At 48.5% G+C, this 20,899-nt stretch carries 24 protein-coding genes; 3 read left to right on the top strand and 21 right to left on the bottom strand.

All coding sequences use genetic code 11. From position 1 onward, the window contains the following. Positions 1 to 24: 24 nt before the first annotated feature. The 5 genes from JET16_RS22775 to JET16_RS22755 all read right to left on the bottom strand — a co-directional run bounded on the left by JET16_RS22775 (position 25) and on the right by JET16_RS22755 (position 5,748). Entirely contained in the window at positions 25 to 1,695 is a 1,671-nt protein-coding gene (locus JET16_RS22775; RefSeq protein ID WP_199620790.1) for an extracellular solute-binding protein, read from the bottom strand. 161 nt (positions 1,696 to 1,856) lie between these two features. After that, the gene (locus JET16_RS22770) at positions 1,857 to 3,254 is read right to left on the bottom strand and encodes a response regulator transcription factor (protein WP_199620788.1); all 1,398 of its coding nucleotides are present in this window, start codon (positions 3,252 to 3,254) and stop codon (positions 1,857 to 1,859) included. Then, positions 3,229 to 4,944 (bottom strand): cache domain-containing sensor histidine kinase, encoded by a 1,716-nt coding sequence (locus JET16_RS22765; protein WP_199620787.1) that lies wholly within the window; start codon positions 4,942 to 4,944, stop codon positions 3,229 to 3,231. Before JET16_RS22765 ends, JET16_RS22770 begins: the two co-directional genes overlap by 26 nt. A gap of 66 nt (positions 4,945 to 5,010) precedes the next feature. Further along, the gene (locus tag JET16_RS22760) at positions 5,011 to 5,448 is read right to left on the bottom strand and encodes an AAA family ATPase (protein ID WP_199620785.1); all 438 of its coding nucleotides are present in this window, start codon (positions 5,446 to 5,448) and stop codon (positions 5,011 to 5,013) included. 33 nt (positions 5,449 to 5,481) lie between these two features. Continuing rightward, on the bottom strand, positions 5,482 to 5,748 hold the full coding sequence (locus JET16_RS22755) for a hypothetical protein (protein ID WP_199620783.1): 267 nt from the start codon (positions 5,746 to 5,748) through the stop codon (positions 5,482 to 5,484). A 264-nt stretch (positions 5,749 to 6,012) separates the two neighbouring features. Between JET16_RS22755 and JET16_RS22750 the strand changes: the two genes are divergently transcribed. Beyond that, positions 6,013 to 7,059: an IS1595 family transposase gene (locus JET16_RS22750; protein ID WP_199620781.1), complete on the top strand. Its 1,047-nt coding sequence runs from the start codon at positions 6,013 to 6,015 to the stop codon at positions 7,057 to 7,059. 76 nt (positions 7,060 to 7,135) lie between these two features. Then, positions 7,136 to 7,654: an AAA family ATPase gene (locus JET16_RS22745; RefSeq protein WP_199620780.1), complete on the top strand. Its 519-nt coding sequence runs from the start codon at positions 7,136 to 7,138 to the stop codon at positions 7,652 to 7,654. A gap of 250 nt (positions 7,655 to 7,904) precedes the next feature. On the opposite strand, the gene JET16_RS22740 is transcribed toward JET16_RS22745, so the two are convergent. The 11 genes from JET16_RS22740 to JET16_RS22690 form a co-directional block, all read right to left on the bottom strand. Then, a complete protein-coding gene (locus tag JET16_RS22740) occupies positions 7,905 to 8,600 on the bottom strand; it encodes a GNAT family N-acetyltransferase (protein WP_199620779.1) in 696 nt (231 codons plus the stop codon). Next, the gene (locus JET16_RS22735) at positions 8,597 to 9,097 is read right to left on the bottom strand and encodes a DUF1572 family protein (protein ID WP_199620777.1); all 501 of its coding nucleotides are present in this window, start codon (positions 9,095 to 9,097) and stop codon (positions 8,597 to 8,599) included. Before JET16_RS22735 ends, JET16_RS22740 begins: the two co-directional genes overlap by 4 nt. Before the next feature lie 22 nt (positions 9,098 to 9,119). Then, complete coding sequence (locus tag JET16_RS22730) at positions 9,120 to 9,608, bottom strand: tetratricopeptide repeat protein (protein WP_407673178.1); 489 nt, start codon at positions 9,606 to 9,608, stop codon at positions 9,120 to 9,122. A gap of 26 nt (positions 9,609 to 9,634) precedes the next feature. Beyond that, the gene (locus JET16_RS22725) at positions 9,635 to 9,979 is read right to left on the bottom strand and encodes an MmcQ/YjbR family DNA-binding protein (protein WP_199620774.1); all 345 of its coding nucleotides are present in this window, start codon (positions 9,977 to 9,979) and stop codon (positions 9,635 to 9,637) included. 43 nt (positions 9,980 to 10,022) lie between these two features. Then, a complete protein-coding gene (locus JET16_RS22720) occupies positions 10,023 to 10,316 on the bottom strand; it encodes a MazG nucleotide pyrophosphohydrolase domain-containing protein (RefSeq protein ID WP_199620771.1) in 294 nt (97 codons plus the stop codon). A 35-nt stretch (positions 10,317 to 10,351) separates the two neighbouring features. Beyond that, the gene (locus JET16_RS22715; RefSeq protein ID WP_199620768.1) at positions 10,352 to 10,498 is read right to left on the bottom strand and encodes a hypothetical protein; all 147 of its coding nucleotides are present in this window, start codon (positions 10,496 to 10,498) and stop codon (positions 10,352 to 10,354) included. 19 nt (positions 10,499 to 10,517) lie between these two features. Further along, positions 10,518 to 10,973: a GyrI-like domain-containing protein gene (locus JET16_RS22710; protein WP_199620765.1), complete on the bottom strand. Its 456-nt coding sequence runs from the start codon at positions 10,971 to 10,973 to the stop codon at positions 10,518 to 10,520. A 238-nt stretch (positions 10,974 to 11,211) separates the two neighbouring features. Beyond that, positions 11,212 to 11,646 (bottom strand): GNAT family N-acetyltransferase, encoded by a 435-nt coding sequence (locus tag JET16_RS22705; protein ID WP_199620762.1) that lies wholly within the window; start codon positions 11,644 to 11,646, stop codon positions 11,212 to 11,214. Further along, entirely contained in the window at positions 11,636 to 11,998 is a 363-nt protein-coding gene (locus JET16_RS22700; RefSeq protein WP_199620760.1) for an MmcQ/YjbR family DNA-binding protein, read from the bottom strand. The genes JET16_RS22705 and JET16_RS22700 overlap by 11 nt, the downstream gene beginning before the upstream one ends. 36 nt (positions 11,999 to 12,034) lie before the next feature. After that, complete coding sequence (locus JET16_RS22695) at positions 12,035 to 12,433, bottom strand: VOC family protein (protein ID WP_199620758.1); 399 nt, start codon at positions 12,431 to 12,433, stop codon at positions 12,035 to 12,037. Positions 12,434 to 12,447: 14 nt separating this feature from the next. After that, on the bottom strand, positions 12,448 to 13,317 hold the full coding sequence (locus JET16_RS22690; RefSeq protein ID WP_199620756.1) for a LysR family transcriptional regulator: 870 nt from the start codon (positions 13,315 to 13,317) through the stop codon (positions 12,448 to 12,450). A gap of 121 nt (positions 13,318 to 13,438) precedes the next feature. Between JET16_RS22690 and JET16_RS22685 the strand changes: the two genes are divergently transcribed. Next, a complete protein-coding gene (locus JET16_RS22685) occupies positions 13,439 to 14,017 on the top strand; it encodes an NAD(P)H oxidoreductase (protein WP_199620753.1) in 579 nt (192 codons plus the stop codon). Positions 14,018 to 14,083: 66 nt separating this feature from the next. Here JET16_RS22685 and JET16_RS22680 read toward each other — a convergent pair whose 3' ends face one another. The 5 genes from JET16_RS22680 to JET16_RS22660 all read right to left on the bottom strand — a co-directional run bounded on the left by JET16_RS22680 (position 14,084) and on the right by JET16_RS22660 (position 20,837). Next, positions 14,084 to 14,455 (bottom strand): sensory rhodopsin transducer, encoded by a 372-nt coding sequence (locus JET16_RS22680; protein WP_199620750.1) that lies wholly within the window; start codon positions 14,453 to 14,455, stop codon positions 14,084 to 14,086. Positions 14,456 to 14,546: 91 nt separating this feature from the next. Further along, positions 14,547 to 17,159: an exo-rhamnogalacturonan lyase family protein gene (locus tag JET16_RS22675; RefSeq protein WP_199620747.1), complete on the bottom strand. Its 2,613-nt coding sequence runs from the start codon at positions 17,157 to 17,159 to the stop codon at positions 14,547 to 14,549. 6 nt (positions 17,160 to 17,165) lie between these two features. Next, positions 17,166 to 17,870, bottom strand: a complete 705-nt coding sequence (locus tag JET16_RS22670; protein WP_199620745.1) for a DUF1961 family protein — start codon at positions 17,868 to 17,870, stop codon at positions 17,166 to 17,168. After that, complete coding sequence (locus tag JET16_RS22665; protein WP_233532100.1) at positions 17,867 to 19,069, bottom strand: hypothetical protein; 1,203 nt, start codon at positions 19,067 to 19,069, stop codon at positions 17,867 to 17,869. The genes JET16_RS22670 and JET16_RS22665 overlap by 4 nt, the downstream gene beginning before the upstream one ends. 190 nt (positions 19,070 to 19,259) lie before the next feature. Beyond that, positions 19,260 to 20,837, bottom strand: a complete 1,578-nt coding sequence (locus tag JET16_RS22660; RefSeq protein WP_199620743.1) for an extracellular solute-binding protein — start codon at positions 20,835 to 20,837, stop codon at positions 19,260 to 19,262. Positions 20,838 to 20,899 lie beyond the last annotated feature (62 nt).

Raw genomic sequence — 20,899 nt, 5'->3', positions numbered from 1 at the left:
CCTTCTCTATGCGCGTAAGATGGATTATTCCTTCGCGGCTTCTCGAACCTCTTCCGTGATCTTATCTCCGCCTTGTTCTTTCCACTTGGCAACGAACTCGTCGAAGTAATCGATAGAGCGGGTACCGAGTATGATTTGCAAGAACGCTTCGTCCTCCAGCTTCTGAAGGTTTGCCCAGCGCTTCGTCATCGTCTCGGTTTGGTCATAGAAAGCGCCGTATTGTCTGTAAATATTGTCTTCCGTTAACGGTTTGACTCCGGTCATAAAGGCATTTGCCTGAGACCACGCGCCCAAATCTTTCTTCGGGTTTTCCTTATCCTTGATATAGGATTCGTATATCTGCTTCGCTTCGCCCTCCAACGTGGAAACATCGGCTTTCCCATCGATGACGCTTTGAACTTTCAGCGTTTTGGATTCCTTGTCGTCGAACCGGCTAAGGAGCAGCGTGAACGGCATATTCGTCCAACCAAACGGCACGTCCATGCCTTGGTAAAATTGTTCTCCCTGCGTTTGATCCATATCGAATTGGTAGTTCAACGTCTTAACGACCGCTTCCGGAGATTTGAACCCTTTCTTTACGACCAAATATTGTACGGTCGGAGCCATTACGTGCGTATTCATTACGCCTTCGTCGTTCAACGGCGCTAAATAAGCCTTCCATTCGGCTTTCGGATCCTGGCTGACAGCGTCGTTAAGCGGCCAGAACGGCAGCCACCAAGGTCCGAAGAAGATGCCCGATTTCCCGCTGACGACATGCTCTACCGCCATATCCGTATTCTTGACGCCGAATTCTTGGTCGATCAAGCCGCTCTTGTACATCTCGCTGAGCTTCGCAAGGGCTTCCTTCGTTTCAGGCTGCACGGAACCGTAGACGATTTCGCCGTCCTTCTCGTACCAAAGCTCCGGATAAGAATCAAATAAACTGAATACCGTATCGAATCCGAAAGTGCTGTTCCCAAGGTTTACAATATTTTGGCTGCCCAGTAACCCGAACGTATCCGCCTTCCCGTTTTTGTCCGGATCTTGCTCCTTGAACGCTTTCGCGATGGCCAATACGTCGTCAAGCGACTTAGGCGGCTGCAGTCCGAGCGCATCGAGCCAATCCTGCCGAACCCACAGGAGGTTTACCCCATCGGCCCCCGGGCTCACGTTCGGCATCGCCATCAGCTTTCCATCGTAAGTGGCCGACCGCAGCGCGTAACCGTTCGTCGATTCGTAGGCGCCCTTTAAATTGTCGGAAGCGTACGTTTCGTAGGCTTGCGTCAAATCCTCCACCAGATCCGAACGAACGAGCTGTGTAAGCTCGGACTTGCTCACGACCATGACGTCGGGAATATCGCCGCTTGTAACCGAGAGACTTACTTTCTGCGCGTATGCATCTCCCGTCGCCTGCCAAGCATGTTTGAAGTCTACGTTCAGCTTATCTTCGATAAAGCGGGTATACTCGTTATCCTCAACCGTACTTCCTTCGGGAAGCTTCGGATCGGCCGCCACCGCTTTCCCGATCGTGATCGTCACTTTCTCCGCCACAGGGCCATACGGATCGATATTTGCCGGAGCCTCGGACTCTTGTCCCGCTTCAGAAGACGGAGCTTCCTTCGGTTCCTCCGAGTTTCCCGCATCGCTGCCTGAGGTGCCGCATGCCGAAATAAATACCATGAACAAAGCCATCGCCGTAATAAGAGCCTTCTTCACTGCCATTCCCCCTTGTCGCTCTAATGATTACGTTTACATTTTAATCCCCCTTCGATGCGAAGGGGGATAGACGATTGTTAACGGTACCTGCTTTTCTTGTATCCAACGCAACGGCATACGTCAGTATATGCAAACAAAATTCTACATCCCGCGAACATAAATCATACGGTGCCGGGGAAAGAGCCCTCCGCTTGTTGCGTGCGGTTGCGATACTCCGAGGGCAGGACGCCGACTTCGGCGAAAAACATTTTGCTGAAATATCGTTCATCCCGAAATCCGGTCTGCTCGGCGACCGCATAAATCGGTTTATTCGTCGTGGCTAAAAGCCGCTTCGCCAACGTGATCCGCAAATCGCGCACGTACTCGAAAAATCCTTTACCCGTTATTTGCTTAAAGCATTGGCTGAAGTACGCTCTGCTCATATTTGACACGCCGGCAATCTGCTCTTGCGTGAAGTTGAAGTCGGTTTGATGCCGCATATATTCGATCGCCCGAATGATCGCAGCTACGATCTCGTCCGGAAATTGACTTCTTCGGTAGGCATTCCATACACATCGCCTTACTTCTTCCAACCAATTCTTCCATTGCTCCCAAAAAGCGAAGCTTTCCAGTCCCTGCATCCAAGATGCTGCTAGATCCACAGGCACGATCGAAAGATTCCACTCCATGATGGCCGTGCAAAACATTTTTCGCAGCTGAGGTCCGCTAAGTTCGGCTTCTTTCAACTGTGTCAATAACGAATTATACAACGATTCGTTCACAGCCCATTCGAGAGAAGACCAGGCCGCGGTGTAAGGTTCGGGCGAGGCGACCGTTTCAAGTGTGCCTGAATCGGATAATCTGATGGAATAATAGCGCTGACCGGGACGATATTCGTAAAACAACTCATTGTCCAAATAATGAAGCAGCGCTTCCTTTAACTCCGGGAAACTGCCGCTGCCGCCACCATGCACATGAATGGCGAGCCATCCCATGCTTTCCGAGGTCCCAAGCCATTGCGACACCGCGTTCTCGTCCTCCGCGCGATGCTTATTCATATACCAAGCCCCGCGATTGATCGCTTGGAGTACTTCATCACCGAACGTTTCTTCCAAGACTTTAATCTTTGCTCCGGGACGCTCCGGTACAAACAGGAAACCGTCACCGACCGCACCTTCCTTCGCCTTCGACCGTAGCCGAAGCTCCTGAAACCTGTCAACGATTCTGCCCAGTACTTCCTCCATCACTTCGTTTTCCAACTGCGTCTTTAAGATATAGTCAATGGCTCCGATCCGGAGAGATTCTTGAATAAACTGAAAGTCCTGATGGCACGTGAGCACTACAATGGCCGTATCCGGATACTCCGCTTTGACCCGTTTCATCAGATCCAGTCCGCTCATCTCGGGCATCATCAGGTCGGTAAACAAGATGTCGATATGCTGCTTTGCCATAATATCCAGCGCACGCCTGCCGTGCATCGCCTCTCCCGCGATGGAGATGCCGAACTTCCGCCACGGCATCATCGTTATTAACCCTTTACGAACCAGCTTCTCATCATCCACGATCAACGCTTGAATCATTCCCGCTCCCTCCCCCTGTCGGCAACATAAGCGATATTTCCGTACCGATGCCTCTTTCGCTTGATATGATCAGACGGGCATCCGGTCCGAAATAAGACTTAACCGTTTTATCTACGTAATTTAATCCGATGCCCAAGCCCGATTTGTGCTGCGTGCCCTGCAGCAGTTGCCGCACTTCTTCGTCGTCCATGCCCGCTCCATTATCGACGATTCGGATGGACAGTGCCTGATCCGCTCTTCTTACAATCACTTGGATCAGGCCGCCTTCGTCTTTGTCCTTCAACCCGTGATACAGCGCGTTCTCAACAAGTGGCTGGAGCAGAAACCGGGGGACCCGCTCATCCAACACTTCCTCTTGCGCATCGATACGGACGTCGAACAAGTAATCATAGCGCACTTTTTGCAGCTCCACGTAATCCTCCAAAGCGCCGATCTCGTCGCGGATCGTGACGATCATCCCGTCTTTGGCCAAGTTATAGTTCAACACGTTCGTGAACAAAGACACGAATCTGTCAATTTCGGAATCCCCTTTCATCCGTGCCAACCACTGAATCGTGTTTAGCGTGTTGTACAGGAAATGAGGGTTGATCTGCGCCATCAGTTTTTCCACTTCGATGATGCGTTTGATCTTTTCCTCCTGCTCCGCTTTCTCAATGAGCTTTATGATCGTATGACGCATTCCGTTAAAGTGATCGATTATGTAGTCGAACTCCAACAATCCGCTCTTCTTCATCTCCGTATCCAATTGACTGCCGGCGACTAACGAAATACCCTTCTTAATGTTCAACAAAGGTTTATACACGGTTTTCCTGACGGCGATCGCCAACAGTACGCTGGCCGACAAAGATACCAGCGCCGCGAGCAAGAACTGGAACATCCACTTTCTGATTTCCCGCTGGTAGTCGTTCCGGTCCACGTACAGCACCGTTTGGAAACCGTGCTCGCTCTGCAGCCTAAACTCTTTGTAATTGTTTGAAGAAAGCGGCTTGAACTCCGCCCCGGCTGAGTACAGCGTCTCATTCTCCGAGTAAAGTACTTTTCCATCCCGGTCCACCAGCAGGTGGAATGCGTCCATCCCGTATTGATGAGGCTCCAGAATGCTCTGAAAGTGACTGAAATTCGTCTCCACGTATACTCCGATGCCTCGCGACTTGAACTCGCCGGTTATATCGAAGTAGCGGGTTTGGGAGAATACTAGATTATCGCTGTAACGATACAAGGATTGATGCGGTCCGTAGTACGAAGTCCCTCTCGTAACCAGCAGCGCCGGCAGCTCTTCGAAACGAAGTTCCTTCGTAATCTGGTTCGAGTGAAGCACTTCCATCGTTTCGGTGTCGTAATACAGAGTCAAACCTACGATCGGATTCGTAAAGTTCAACAATGTAATGTTCTCCTGCATAACATTTCTCAGTGCCAACATCTCGAAGGAATCCGAAGATTTGAGAATTTCACCCATCGTTTGCCCGATCAAACCGCTTGCGGTAAACTGTTGCGACGTATAGTCCAAGTTTTCCAATGTTTTCTCCAAATTGTGCTGAACAATGCTAAGGTTGCTCTGAATGCCTTTATCGATTTTATTTGCAAGAATAGAGGCAATAGAGTAGACGGACATTCCGCCGATCAACAAAATGGGTATTATTGAACTGGCGGTAAGTATAACGTATAGACGACCTCGCAGGGTTTGTTTCAAGCCGATTGCACCCGCTCTCAGTTGTGTGCGTTTGCAACAAACGTTACGTCATCTCCTGCAATTTGTCTATATAGATTCGATGGTATATTCAGCCGCTTCTATTTTTACAGAATATAATTCGTCAAATCCCTCTTCCCTCGTCGGTTTCTGCAATGATTTGTGCGTGCGGCGGACTGCGGCTTCCGGTATGCGTTCCTTTCCCCGCCTTAACTGATTTCTGTTTAATGCTTCTTCCAAAGAGACGTCAAAATAATATCCGATGACCGTGAAGCCCGCTTTTTTTGACAGTTCGATATATCCTCTTCTCGCTTCGGCCGTCGGGTTCGTGTTATCCACTACGAACGGCTGGCTGGCTTGAATCGCCGCATGCAAAATAATTTGCTCTTTCCGTCTTGTTTTCAACATGTCCAAATTGATGCGAAGATGTGTTTTAAAGAAATGTTCTTTATAAAAAGTCGACTTGCCTGCGCCCTGAATACCAATTAAGATGACCGCTTCCGACATATTAACAACCGGCTTTCATTGATTTTCCGAGCCTCATTGACGCTCCCAGTAGCTGCCTTCATTGAAGTAATCCGCGCATACCGCGTTTAACGATTTCAACGATTCAATAAACCCGCCGATGTCACACGTATGAAAGGTGTCCTTCAGTTGCCGGTCTTCTTCGGTTACGGTGTAAACGTGAATTTCCATACACCCGTCCCAACGAACATTTACATCGAAGGTTTGATCGGCCGATTCAAGCTCCAGTGCCACCGTTCCGCCGTCTTCTCTCGTGTGCTTGGTTTTTATATTCCAAAGCATTGTATATGTATCATCCTTTTTTATGAAATAAATAAGACCTTATCAATTTTTTCCATTTAGCAATAATGTAAACGCTCCGTGACACGCATGATGAATTGATGGCCTAAGTAAACAAGCTGTCCACCGGTTAACCGATGGACAGCTTGTTTACTTGCCTGCGGCTTTTATTAATTTGGCTATGTTAAACCTTAATGTTGATATTTGATAATTACGAACGAATGTTCTATAATTAAGGTAACAATTCGATTCGGAGATGATTTGCCCATGGGTTTAAAGGAGCTAAAAAAGCTTGCTGATACACTAGATGATAGCGGTAAGCAAGAGCTTATCTTCTTTTTGCAATCCCGAACAAAATGTGTGTCGTCTTCTGTTCGAGCAATTGACGAAATCCAAGAGCAGAAGCACAAAGATGGACTTGTGTGTCCGCATTGCCAAACCCATGCTGTTGTACGCTTTGGAAAGTACGTCGTAAAAACGCGTGCTGGAGAGGTCAAACGTCAACGCTACCGCTGCAAGTCCTGCCGCCAAACCTTCAATGACCTAACTAACACCCCTCTTCAGCGCACTCGTAGACCTCATCTTTGGGTTCGTTTCATTGAATTCATGATTGAGGGGTATTCGCTGAGGAAATGTGCCGAGGAACTGCTTGGTGAAGTTACACATGTCACCTTGTTTTATTGGCGGCATAAGATTCTTGCTGCCCTGAAACAGATGCCAACCGAAGCATTCCAAGGTATCGTTGAAATGGACGAGACCTACTTTCTGTACTCTGAAAAAGGAAAGCGAAAGATTATCGAGCGCAAGCCACGTAAACGAGGCGGAAAAGCCATATATCGTGGCATCAGCAAGGACCAAGTATGTGTCCTCGTTGCCCGTGACCGCCAGAAAATGACTTACTCTGGTGTTCTGGGGGGTGGTCGTATTCAGACAACGAAGCTGGATGAAGCGATTGGCGGTCATCTATCGGACTCTAACGTGCTTTGTACGGATGCCTGGCGAGCATTCAGTTCCTATGCGAACGCGAAGGGCTTAGCTCATTACCGCTTCAAATCCGACGGAAAACAACGTGTGAAAGGCGTATACCACATTCAAAACGTCAACAGCTACCACAGTCGCTTGAAGAAATGGATGGACCGCTTCAATGGTGTTGCGACCAAGTATTTGCAACACTATTTGGCTTGGTTCCGTTATATAGACAGCAAGGAATATGAGAATACGGCTTCGAATAAGAAAAATATGTTGGTCAAATCGTGCCTGTTTGCGGTTACTGATACGAATGAAAAGCTTCGGCTTGCTACTTATTTTTGTTAAACTAAAAACGGGCAGTTTAGTGACAGATAGAAACATCTAATATATTGTGCTTATCCAGTTGAATGGAGGGTCTGCCATGGGCATTAGGAATTATCTGATTGGAGGCGTTTCCGGCGCCGGCAAAACTACGGTCTGCAACGAATTGCAGCGGCGCGGCTACCATGCTATTCATGGTGACCGTGAATTGGCTTATCAAGGCGATCCGGAAACTGGTACCCCGACGGATGGCTTTAAACCCGAACACCACATTTGGCATGTTGATAAAGTAAAAGCTTTGGTCGACAATCAGGATGAGGCGGTAACATTTTTCTGCGGTGGTTCGCGGAATTACCCCAAATTCATCGACCTCTTCGACGGCGTGTTTGTCCTTGAGGTCGACCTGGAAACCTCTCTCCGGCGGATTGATGAGCGAGTGGCGCTGGACCCAACTGACTGGGGTGGCAGACCAGAGGAACGGGAAATTAGTGCGCGCTTGCATCAAACGAAAGAAGGCGTTCCTAAAAACGGGATTATAATCGACGCCACCGCACCGATCGCGCACGTCGTTGACGAAATCCTCCGTCAAATCGAAGCAAATGAACGCCAACGACAGTAACTTACGGGCGCTCAAGGACAGCCCAATACATCAGTGCACCCGGATACGAATAGCACCATCCACTGCGCTAACGGCGAACGATAGCAATTAACCGCCTTTTCACAAGGCGGTATTCTTTTGGTCATAAATCAACATTAGAATTTAATATAGCCATTAATTTAAAAGCTAATGCATGCATGGATTCCCACCGAACCCGCGTTTTTTTATGTGAAATACATGAGATTAATTGTTCCATTATCCGTGATATTTATCATTCCGTTTCCACAGTGATGTTAAAATCCATTCCGTATTGGATCAATCCGAGTTTTTGCGCTACTTTCTGCGAACTCAAATTGTCCCAAGAAGTACTGTACAGAGGTATCAAACCTAGCCTGTATACTTCGTTACTCCATTTCGTCACTACCTTTTGCGCCAGGCCCATCCCTCGGTATCGGGGGACTGTCAGTAAACTTGCTTCTGCTGCTGCATTTGATTTTCTTGCACTGCAACAAACGGATACGGCATGTCCATCCGCCACGTAACTTGCAATTGGAGTTCTATATAATAATGTCTTTGTTAAATGATCAAAGTATTCGCTCAACAGATGACTATTCGTTTCATTGATTACAACAATGTTTTGATCGGTGTCTTGTTTGATATTCTTATTGAAGTAGTATGCAGGTCCAAGCCAAACATCTTTTACTCTCTTATACTTCTCAACTATTCTACAAAGATCAGTGATATTAAAGCTTCCAATTGTTGCGGCAGTTAATTCTTCTACTATGGATTGAGGCAAATCATGTCTCACAAGAATTAAGTTACTGTCTCTCGTTTTTCCAACAAAAAAAATTGGAGCACTTGCTTGCGCCGGTTCATTAATCCGTACAATCTTATTTTCATTATTCAGCACATATAAAGTTGAGGCCTGCACTCGCATTAACTCATTGTCATTGAAACTTACTGTCATCTTGCCTCCTTCCGTCTCGGTACCGAGGTTGTCTCGTATGCATCGTTTAAAAACATTTTTGCCAAATACAGGATTTGACCGAGATGCTCGGAATAATGAGTCGAACACTGATTATATAATTCATACACCGTTACTTGTCTGCTTCTTATATAACTTGGTTTCAGTAAGTCCTCCGGCGCCAGCTTTTGTAACGAATCCGCAACGCCATCGAAAATCTCGTTGATTATTGTTACAATTTCATCCGGCTTCAAATATACGCTGCTGTCAAATTCTGCTTCTCGATCGCGTTCGTCCGGATGTCCCAATATCCCATGGATGATTCTCTGCTTATAATTCCCTTGTATATGTACCGCAATGTTCGCGATGCTGTTACTTTCATCATTCGGTCGCCAATTCAATTGCTCCTCGTTCAATTGGTTAACGGCCTTCAACATTCTTGTTCTCATTTCCTCAAATTTACCGATCATGCTTTGGATTATGATTTGTTCGATTTTCAATGGAACCACCTCTTTCTTTGATTTACCACAATTCATCCAGTCTATCGGAATAAAAATGTATTGCCCTCTTATACGATTGTATGCCTTCATCCGCGCTTGTTTCCGATAATTGCTTTAACAAGATTTCCATTGCCTTGTCGTATGCATTCAGATTGTATAAAACCATTGCATAAAACACTAGAAATTCCCGGCGATGCGGATATTCTTTTATCGCTTCTTCAAAAATTCGCTTGGATTGTTCATACATCCCTAATGTCCGGTATGTGCTTCCCAACCCTAACAATGCGCCTTGTCTTTCCTCTCCCGTTAAACCGAGCTCCAACGACTTCACGTAAAAAGGCACCGCTTCCCTTTCCAATCCCATAGCATCATGGACCCAAGCGCACTGATACAACACCGATGGGTTATCAGGCTCTTGCGTGTATAAATCTTGCAACAAAGTTCTTGCCTCTTCCAACTTTCCGGATTCTCTTAACTCAATCGCGGTTTGTAATCTGTCCAACGCATTCATTCCTTTAAGCAGTTATTGTCTGCAGCCTAACACTGCAGGTATTTCTTAGGAGCCGTCCGATAGTACGCTTCTTTAATTAATTCTGACAACTCTTCCCAATTTACAATATCATTCGATCTTATGGATACCCAACCATGCTGTCCGATATATGCGGTCTTAACAAATTTGCTGTTTTCCTGATTTATTAATATTTCTTGTGTCAGAGGGCTTGTTTTTATCGACAGTATATAGACGCCGTCCATTTCACCGATTCTAACAAATGATTTGTCTTTGACTTTAAAAGTAATATGCCCCAACTCGTCCGGCTTTTCTTCCGCTCCGTAAAAAGAACCGCAAATCTCCCTTACTTTGTCGAGAAACCCGCTATTCATATCGTCCGCCTCCGAACTTGTTTTGGATTCACTGCCGGCAGCTTCATTTGTTCCACTTTACTTTATTTATCTCTTCCTTCAGTCTGAAACACTCTTCCAAATCAATTTCGTGAACATTAGCCAACGCAGCGACGTAATACAATACATCATACAGCTCTTCCTCGATGGTTCCCTTTATATTTCCCGTTTCGGCAAGTCTTTTGTTTTTTCGGACCACTTCCGATAGTTCCCCCACCTCTTCAACGAGCTTGTAAAAATAGTGCTGCTTGAAGTCGGGTGCGTGGTCCGTTTTCTTTATGTATTCTTGTAATTCTTTTAGAGTTAATTGTTCCGTCAATGATGATCACTCCGTCTTGGTATCTGTGCTGATTTCTACAATTGGACCGCAGTCTCAATAACATTGATAGTGCAGTAATCTTTGCTGACATTAGCGAGCACCGGCCATTGTTCAAGAAGCTTTTCGCAATCAGTTTTATGTATTTTTGTCGACTTGTCCGTATAGAAAAATGCAACCGGCATTCCACAGCCTCCTTCTCATCTACTTTATCGTGTCGTACAAATCTATCTCTATATCGCTTGCATCCCCGCTGCCCCACTCTTGCATAATCTCAAGATGCCAAGCTTCGAGATTTCTTTCGAATCCTTGCTCCGTCATCCATCTGTGCAGAATTTCGTAGCTGTTTCTAATTTGGTGGTTCGGACCCTTGTGATTTATTACCGCATACGTCTGAGCAGGTACCGACAAAGTAACCATCCCCTGAGGTACGTTAACGAAATCCTCTACCTCCACACATACCCAATAACCGTCATTTTCCTCCGAACAATCCCCTACAACGAAGGCTCCGATCATATTTGTCGACTTTTTGCGGTTAATCTCGCCGAGCCGTTGATATAATTTGACCGAAGTCTTTGGAATTTCATTCACAAATTCATCGCCAGGGCAAACGACTCGCAATCCAACTAACTTTTTCTCATCAAGCTGAACGACTTTCATTGTACTCATCTTCTTTCCTTTAGATTTTTTATAACGACGCGACCCGGCCTTGATAGCTCTATCTTAGGCCGGGTCGTTGTTGTAAGACTGTTCTTTTTGAGACTGCAAAAATCGCATCACCGCTTCGTTAAACATTTCCGGAGTTTCCATGTTGGAGAAATGTCCCGATCCCGGCAGCCTGATTCATAAGATCCTTGCCCCTTTATACGAACAAACATTTTCTCTTAATCTACTTATACTATATGTCTCTTGCCAATGTCTTCTTATAATATGCGGCGGATTCGTCATAGCCTATCGCTTTATAAAATTCGCCGGCTCTTCTAGTGGCCAGAGCAACCAGCTTTGAACCGCGATTAAGAGCCTTCAATTCTATAATTTGCATCAACTTCTTCCCAATATCCCTTCCCCTGAACCCCTCCGAAACGAATATTTCCTCCACCCAGCTTACTGTGCCGTTAGTGTAAAAAGTTGAGTGATGGAATGCCAGTGCGTAGCCTATAACTTTTGCTTCCGTCTCTGCTATTATTAGGTCTGCATTCACGTCATTCAATAAGTTGGAGAAAATTTTGGCGAAATCATTCTTATTTATTTTGAAACTTGTCGCAAGTCTTGAGGCTAATTCAAAAACTTCATCCTCGTCATGAGAAGCCGCTTCCCTATAGTTAATCTCCATCGTTACCTTGCCTTTCCTCAAATGTTTGCAGCAGTTTCTTTGTAGCGTGCGATTTCCATATTCTTTGCAGATGTCCATTAAGCTCCTTCAAATCAGCATTGCGCATTCTTACCAGGACATAGGGATAGTTTTTGTAATGATCCGTTATGTAGTAAGTCTCGGGATTAACCCGCAATAAAAAATCCCGTGTTTCAAAGTCCATCTTTAATACCAACGAAGCTTCGTCTTCATGAAATCGGGCTAATAATTTATCTTTTAACTTAAAGGAAGGTGTACCGTAAGACACGCTTTCGGCCACACCCGGCAGAGATAAAGCCATCTTGCGGAAAGATTCAAAGAATTGCGGCTCCATCGAATCACCTCCAGTATATAGGTTTCACGCTTCACCCTATAGCTGCTTACTTGATTGAGTCGCAACGGCCCATATGTTTCCTGAAAAATCTTTGAACATTCCTCTCTTATCAGGGTCACCTTCTCTTTCCCTTGGAGTTTCAACAGGAATGCACCCCAGTCTCACCGCTTTATCAAATATTTCATCTACGTCGGAAACATAAACATGGACCAATAAATGATTTGGCGGGAATTGCTCCGAGGAGTCCCCAATCATAACAACGGTATCATCAATTTGGATTTCTACATGCATAATTGTTCCATCAGGCGCATCATAACGCCGCAATTCCTTCGCATTAAATATTTCCGTTAACAGGTCGACTAGTTTTTGAGCACCATCCACTACAAAATAAGGCGATAATGAATTATAACCGCTTGGTTTGTACGTCTTTCCCATAATTTACCTCCCTTTTATTGACTACAATATTGGTTTTTTGAACCCATGATTAAGTTTAGAAATGCGTCTACAGTTGTTGAGCGCCATTTATTTTTGTGAACAGATACAAAAATGGATATGGGATAGTTTTCAGCATTCGAAGGCAGTTCCACCAGTTCTCCTCTTTCCACTTCATCTTTTATCGTGAAACAGGGCAGAAACGATTTTCCGAGTCCGCATAAAACACATTTCTTAATCGCTTCAATACTTGGTAATTCTACCTTTGTGACTGACGTCCTTCCCTCCATCTTTAAATATTCTTCAAAAACGGAACGATAACTGCATGATTTTTCCGTGTACAGCATGGTTTCGGAAATGTTTGAAGTTTTTGCAGTTTGCACTAAGGAGAGTTGCTCATTTTTCAGACTGTAAATTGTTAATTCTTTTGGGCTCCAAGAGGACAACTCAACCAGCATCGCAATATCGATATCACCCTTCTTCAATTGTTCCGATATATGGGGATAGTCCAATGGTTTAAGTGTCAACTCGACTTTTGGATATTGATTCATGAAATCCATAATCACATTGGGCAGCCAGTATATCATGACCGATTCCGTAGCACCTATGGTCAGTGGGCCTGAAGGCTCATCGTTGTCATCCAAAACCTCTTTTGATTTTGAATAAAGGTTGATGATGTCCACTGCATAGGGTAGAAAACGCCTTCCTGCTTCAGTGAGCGTTATACTCTTGCCCATCCGGTCAAAGAGTGGATATCCGAGTTCCGTTTCAAGCTCCTTTATATGCGCTGTAATGGAAGATTGGGCATACCCTAACTCTTCCGCAGCTTTCTTAAACCCTCCTGCATCGACAATGGTTTTGAATGTAATAAGATGACGAAGTTCCAAGCGGGTCTCACCTCCTATCAGTATTATTGAACATTTAGTTCAGATATATCTATTTTACTGAATTTAATAAACATTCTATACTGTAGATACTTGAACATCAAGGGAAAGAGGGTAGTTTGAAATGAACGTCTTGACCGTGGTTTCGCATCCAAGAACAAATTCCTTGACCTTTGCGGTTGCAGACCGGTTTGTACAGGGACTTCACGATGCCGGACATGAGACGGAAGTATTGGATCTGCATCGCAGCGGCTTTAACCCGGTGCTATGGGAAGCGGATGAGCCTGATTGGTCCGCATCCGAACAACAATATTCTCCCGAGGTGGAGAAAGAAATCGAGCGGATGAAGAAGCACGATGCGTTGGCTTTTATTTTTCCGCTTTGGTGGTGGAGTATGCCGGCCATGCTGAAGGGGTATATAGACCGCGTATGGAACTATGGGTTTGCCTATGGACCAAACAAGCTTCATCATCAGCATGTATTGTGGCTTAGTTTGGCGGGAGCACCGATCGAGAGGTTTACGAAGAGACAATACGACAACATGATCAATCATTACTTCAATGTCGGTTTGGCTGATTATTGCGGAATTCCGAATTCCAAGGTTGAACTTTTATATGAAACGGTCGTAGGTACAGAGCCGGGTCATATCGACCGTTGGATGACACGGGCATATAACCTGGGCTTAAATTATGCGAAGCATTGAGAACAATTGGACCACCTATAGCCGGATAGTCGGCATAAGTGGTCCATTATTTTACTCAAGCTTCTTCTATTTCAACGGATAAGCCATCGTCGACATGAGCGCGTTCGCCGCTTGCGTCGAATCCAACCGGCTATACTGCACAATAATCGGGATATCGCTCTGCACTTCGATCGCATACGGAACGCCGGGAGGAATTCCGACGCCGTCTTTCTTCAACGAACCGGTGCGAACATGCTTCGTTCGTTTACCGGGCACCGACACGCGAATATCTTCCAATGGATCCCTGTCCTCAAAATATATCGTGAAACTCAGATTCGCCTCCTCCGCCGAACAATTGAGCACGCACACCGACTCATGGCTCTCCAAATCACCGGTGCTTGTCGGAGGAATATACCCGTCCGGAATCAACCAAACCTTTTCCCCTTTTCCCGCTGTCATAACGATCACCGCTCCTTTTTACCAATCTCCCCGTTTTAACAACGATGCGAAGAACGCCAACGCCTCCGAAGCAGGTAGTAACCCGCCATCATCATCGTATCGACCCAGCTGCGGCATTGCTCCGTTCTCCTTCTTCCGATAAATATTTACCGATCAGTTCCAAACAAACAATGACATTGATAGACCATTGCGACGCGGTGTTGGTAGATATCCAAGGAATTTCGCGAATGTGTCTGACGTACTCATCGCGGGGAACCGGCTCGGACTCCAACGGCATCCGGATATTCCAACCCATATTTCCCCCAAGCAAATAATCCCATGCTTCTTTTGCCAGCTGCCCGTTATTCGTATGAGCGGCCGAGAACGCCATCATCGCCGTAGAAAGCATAGGGATGTTCCACTCCTTTCCTTGAATCGCGCCGGACGTTCTGCGGGATTTCTCTTCATTCGGAAGATTGTAAAATTCTCCGAACTCCGCCAACATCCCATCCCACTCCGGATCCTTTAACAGCATCGACATCTCCGTCCAAACCTGCGCTCCGCCCATGCAGATGATCAGATGATGGCCGTAATTTTCGTGGCCCATATGCATCAAATCGCCGGATTTCGGGTCGTACCCAAACACAGGCCCCGTAAGCAGCCGGTACGGCATGTCCTTCAGGCATTGTATGCCTTTGAGCATCTTGTCTCTGTAAGCCGTATCTTCATGCCGCTCCCATTGCACGAGCCAATTCGAACAAAATGCCGCCCAATCCGGACCGCTGCGCGTATGGGTAGGAAATTCGTCTTTCGGATAATAGGCTCGCATCGGATCCAGATGAAGCGTCGTATAGTCCGCGTCCTTCACTTCATCCATAATATCCCCAATGCGCTCGTCCGCCGTCAAGTAGTAATAAAACTTATGCAGCCCGGCCATACCGATCCGCGCTTCCTTGCAGCCGCAGCCCCAATGCAGCACATTGTGCCTTGACCCAAGCCCCGCGTACTCCCCGATATGATACACATCGACCTCACTTGTGTGTCTTGCCATCGCTTCCGCCAGACGGAATACATCTTCCCTTCCGGTGCGAAGGAACATGTACCAAAGCCAAATATTCGGAGCCAGCTCCGTATTTTGCCAAGCGCAGCCGCCGATGTCGTACCTCCACGTATGGCGCACCGGATCGTAGCTGTGCATGACGTCCCCGTAATCCCAGAAGCCGTACCAGCCGCGCTGCTCGATCTCCTCCAAGTAAAACCGCACAAGCGCGTCCAACGTATCCTCGAGCTGAGCTTTCAACGGTGTGCTTCGGTCCGGCAAGCTCCAAACGCCGAGCGCTTTCGTCCGATAATACTGCTCCGGCTCGCAAACTAACAGCGGTGGCGAATTCTTCTCCCGGACCATGTGGTCCAACGTTTCGAAATCCGGCGTCCGGCCGCAGCACCACAACGTCATTTCGTTCGTGTTCCCGACTCCATAAGGAGTGCTTCGCAGCTCGTCCGCGCCTTCATAGCAAGATTTCACGTGCGTTTCCGTATCATAATGCCGCAGATCCATGGCCGGACTATCCGGTGACCAGAACCAAACCGTAAGCGACGCATGGTCTTTGGACAAATCGTCAACCTCCAAAGCGGAAGGCAACTTCTGCCAAAAATGCCTCACGCCTACCGCCAAACCGCCATCTTCCCCACCGATATACACGAGCCCGCCGGATCTTCGTCCGACGGCCGAACGGATCCAACCGCACCCTTCTTTCGTCCGTTTCACAATCGTGTACGAATCCGAAGAATTTTGCACGAGTTTAAAGCCGTTCCATACCGGAGAATCCTCAAGTAATGCGGCGAGTCCCGCGTCCTGCTCCCCGTCCAATGCGATGAACTGCCCGGCGGTTTGCCGCACGTACAGTTCCCGCTGCCTGTCAGGCAAACGGAATGTCATCAGCCCCTTCGGCGACTCGCTGAACCATCCCGTATCGCCGGCGAAGCGCACGTGCCGGTTGTACAACGGACCGCTCACCGGAACGGAGAAACGAATGCCTAATCCTTTAATATAATCTTGATGCGGGTTGCCGTCGTAAAGAAAAGTATGTACCAGCCTTATTGAATCCAAATTCGCGAAAAAGTATAAACGCAGCGTAAACGGCAGCCATTTCCGCGATTCCCCTGCTATCCGGTGACGGCCGGTCAGCTTAACAACCGCGCGAATCGGGCCGGCTTGTTCCACCTCGGCCTTCGCGATCAGGCTTTCAAACGCCAGCTGCTTGACGGTTTTCACTCCGGTGACGGTGTGGTATTGTTCGAGAATGCCGGTCAATTTTCCATCCGAGCATACCCGCTTGCCTTCCCGAACAATGTCCCGAATGAGAGAAGCGCCCGTCCGGTTCAAACGGCAGACCAAACTGCCCGTGTTTATGTCGATATATTCCTCGGCCTCCGTGATGGAAAGCGGCGAACCTTCCGCTTTATCGCCGCCTTGTTGCAGTGTATACTCTTCTTCCGTTCCGTCCGTAATCGCGGCGGAATGCGCCGTCCATTTCACGCTTCCGTCCGGCCAATATGCCGTCGGCCGGCTCTGGACAGGCACCGGCTTGCCGCTCGCTCCGGTCAATGTGAACGGAGTGTCCCTCGAAAGCTCCCCCTCTTTCCAAGGAACTCCCCACGTCACGCCCGCCGGCAGCGCCGGATGTACGCCAAGCCAAGATAATCTTATATGTTTCGTATCCATGGTCAATCAACTCCCGAAATTCAACTCTTTCACCGCATGCACCTGCAAATCCGAATATTCGGCAATCAAGGGCGCCATTTGGCGGAACCCGATTTTCCCGCCGGTCAGCACCGGTCCGTACGTGTCTCCGTCGTCAATGAAATGAAAGATCGGCAAGCCGTCAATAGAAAAGGAAATATGAGGACCGTATTTGATGACCTGCATCCGGTACGGCGGATCGCAATCGACGACCGGCGGAATCGGATCCGCGCCTTGCGCCACCATATGGAAACCGTAGCTCTTCCTTAAGTTGCACGTTTGAAACCTGCGTTCCGTTGCATACGTCTTTCGAAAATACGACACGTGGTACGCGTTGATATCTCCGTGATGGTACTGATCATATATTCCGTCTCTTCCACTAAGCGCAGGCGAGAACAAATCTTCTCCATGCCGCCCGGCCGCGCAGAAAAACAGGATGCACAGCCCGGGCTGCCGGACAGGCCAAAAGCTCCAATTGAGGGCGACATTGTCCGGGAACGACTCCGGGCACCAATAGACGATATTTGCCGCCTGTCCTTCGTCGGGATGCCTCGTGCTTTCCAGCCTCATTCTCCCCATCGGAAACGTGACGGCGCCGTCGCCTTCCAAAACAAATCCTTGCGTATCCGATGTATCTCTTAATTTATTCTCGTAGAGCAAATCACCCAATTGCACAGTCATGCCCGTCTTCATCTCGTATACTGTCCTCCCGGATAAAGAGTGGAGCTGTACAGCCGCTTCGGTTGCGGCAGCGGCGTCCCCGGAGCCGCAGCCGATAGTCCGCCGCCAGTGCTCCCAAAAATATACGCCTCCGAATCGCTATAAATAATAACTTGCTCGCGTCCGCTCCCCGTCAGATCGGCATGCGCGACGTAACCGTCAACCGGGAACGTCACAACCTCATTCATATAGCCGTCGTATAGCGCCGGGTTCACTCCTCCGCCTCTGCGGTAGGCTAATATGTAGTCCAGCGTACCGTCATCCCAACGGCTCAGCGTCTCGATGATCGTCAGCCATCCTTTCGTCTTTCTATCTTCTTTCCATACTTCCTTTCCGCTGCAATCAAGCAGGAACATCCCGTCTTTGCCGCTCTCTGAGCCGCCGGTATCCCCCCGAACGATCCGGTCCAACCCGGCGATTTGCAAGCCCGGCAAGTCGTCCCTAAATTTCCCCAAAGCGACATGCTGGGATTCGATCGATCCGTCGTAACGCCACAGCTCCTTGCCGTACCGGTCGTACATGACCGTTACGCTTCCTCCGATTACGATCTCATCACCGTTGGACGCATCGCCGTCGACATCGCCGACCCAAATGCAGTCCGCATGATCGTCAAGATCCTCGCATGACCACAGCTTTGTCCCGTCGTGATCGAGCATATCGTAACCGGCCATCACCTCGTCGCGTCCGTCGCCGTCGTAATCGAATGCCCAAGGGAAGTGTCCGGGATTGCCTTCGAAAGTCCATAATAAGCGAAAATCGCGATCCAACGCCCATAAATTCTTATATCTGTCCTTCAAAATGATGTCTTGAGCATGCGGTCCTCCGGACAAATTGGCGATAATGATGCAGTCGTGCGCTTCTGGCCCGGGCAAATCGAACGCCCTCTTCACCTGTCCCGTCCGGCCGTCCAGAATGAGAAACTTCTTATTCATTACGCAGAGCACTTCGTTGAAGCCGTCTCCGTCAATGTCGTATATTTGCGCAGGATAATCGGAGCCGGGCTTCCCCGCGTTCGGATCGGGCGTACCTTGCTGCCAAAGCATATTTCCGTCCAAATCGAAAGCCGTCAAACATTGCACTTGATGCGGGACGTACCGGTCGTCGATCCCCCCGTCCGGCTGCACCATTACGATTTCCATCCGTCCGTCTCCGTCGATATCCCCCAACAGCATCTTGTTTCGTAATCCCGCACGCGAAATATCGATCTTCTTTAGGAGTACAGGCTCTTTCTTTGTCAACTTCAACTTCAACTTCCGCTTCCCCTCCCGATTGAACCGAATGTTACCGAAGCGCTTCCAAGCATGAGAGGACAGTGCCGCACGCGAAGCTCGAATCGCGCGGCACTGTCCATCCGTAAAACCGTTATTGTTTTGTCGCTTCGTACAGCTTATTTATTTCTTCCACGTACTCGTCTCCTCCTGTTTTCCGCCACAAATCTATTGCTGCCTGGAGACCTTGATCGTCGATCTGTCCGACAATGTACTGAATGCGGGCGTCGGCAATGATGTTATCCAGCTGCTGACCTTTCTGCGCGTATACTTCCGACACCAACGGCTCCGCAGGGTTGCCGACGACGATTTCCTCATTCGCCTTCTGAACGTCCGCCACCATCTTGTTGATCGGAGTCGGCTCAAGCGTCGGAGTCGTCGGCCCGATGAACATAAGCATCTGGTTCAAGCTCTCTCTTTCTTTCTTCAGCGCCGGATCTTCCGATTCGATCGGTTTGATGTAGCCGTCGACCATATTGTAGTGGCGGCCTTCAACGCCGTATCCGAGCAGCATCTGCATCTCCTCATCGTTGAGCTTATCCAGGAACTCCAGCACACGCTTCAATTCTTCTTCGGTTTTGACCGCTGACTTGGAGACGGCTAGAACGCCCGAGTAACCGGAGGTCGGCATGTCGCGGTGTCCCTTCGGTCCCACCGGCGCTTGGAACACGCTCATATACGGCTCATCCCGCTTCGCCTTGTCCTGCATCTTTCCGTCGATCCGGCGGCCCATATCCGCCACGTCGACGACAACGCCGGCTTGCTCGTTCACCATCGGGTCCATCCACACCGCGGGGTCCATCACCGCAAAGTCTTCATTGACGAGCCCTTCCGCATACAATTTGCGGAAAAACTTCAGCGCTTCCCTATATTCCGGCGTCAGGTGAGTCGGCACAAGCTTGCCGTCCGGTCCTTCGCCCCACTTGTTCGGCGCGCCGAACCATACCTGCATAATGTCCCATGGGCCGGCATACTTCGTAATGACGATTCCGTACGTATCGTCCTTGCCGTCCCGGTCCGGATCGTCCTCCTTGAACGCTTTCAACAGGTTGTAAAACTCGTCGATCGTCTTCGGCGGCTGAAGGCCGAGGTTATCCATCCAAACCTTGTTGATGATCATGCCCATCCGGCCCAACGTCCTGCCGCGGTAGATGCCGTATGTTTTCCCGTCGACGGACGAGTTGTGCAATATGATCGGGTTGGCCTGGCTCAAGTTCGGATAATCTTTCAAGTAAGGCCCGAGCTCCCAGAATGCACCGGCTCTCGCCGCATTAATGAAGCTTGCCGAACCGCGGTCGACAACCATGATCGACGGAAGCTGTCCCGACGCGAGCGTGATGTTCACTTTATCCCCATAAGAGCTGTTCGGTACGAACTGCATCTCAATGTCGGTGTTCGTGTACTCTTCCACCTGCTTCAGGATAATGCTGTCGTTCTCCGGAAGCTCCGTCCCGAACGCCTGCACCATAATGCTAAGCTTCAACGGTTCCGGATTGGCCGGCTGCTCTTCTTTATCACCCTCCGTACCGCCCGTATCCGCTGTTTCCTCTTTCGGAGGCGCCGCCTCCTGCCCGCTGCCGCCGGCTCCGCCGGAGCATGCCGCGAGCAATAACAGGATTGCCATACACAGCAACGCGACGGCTTTCCTTGACTTCAATCGTTTACCGTTCATTCGTTTATCCTCCCTTTTTACTTCATGGCAGTTTGTATATAGATATCACGCATGGTGATGAT

It is taken from the genome of Paenibacillus alkalitolerans (assembly GCF_016482785.1).
Taxonomy (GTDB): domain Bacteria; phylum Bacillota; class Bacilli; order Paenibacillales; family YIM-B00363; genus Paenibacillus_AE; species Paenibacillus_AE alkalitolerans.
The sequence above is the reverse complement of the archived record's forward strand: the minus strand, read 5'-3'. Positions and strand labels throughout refer to the sequence as shown.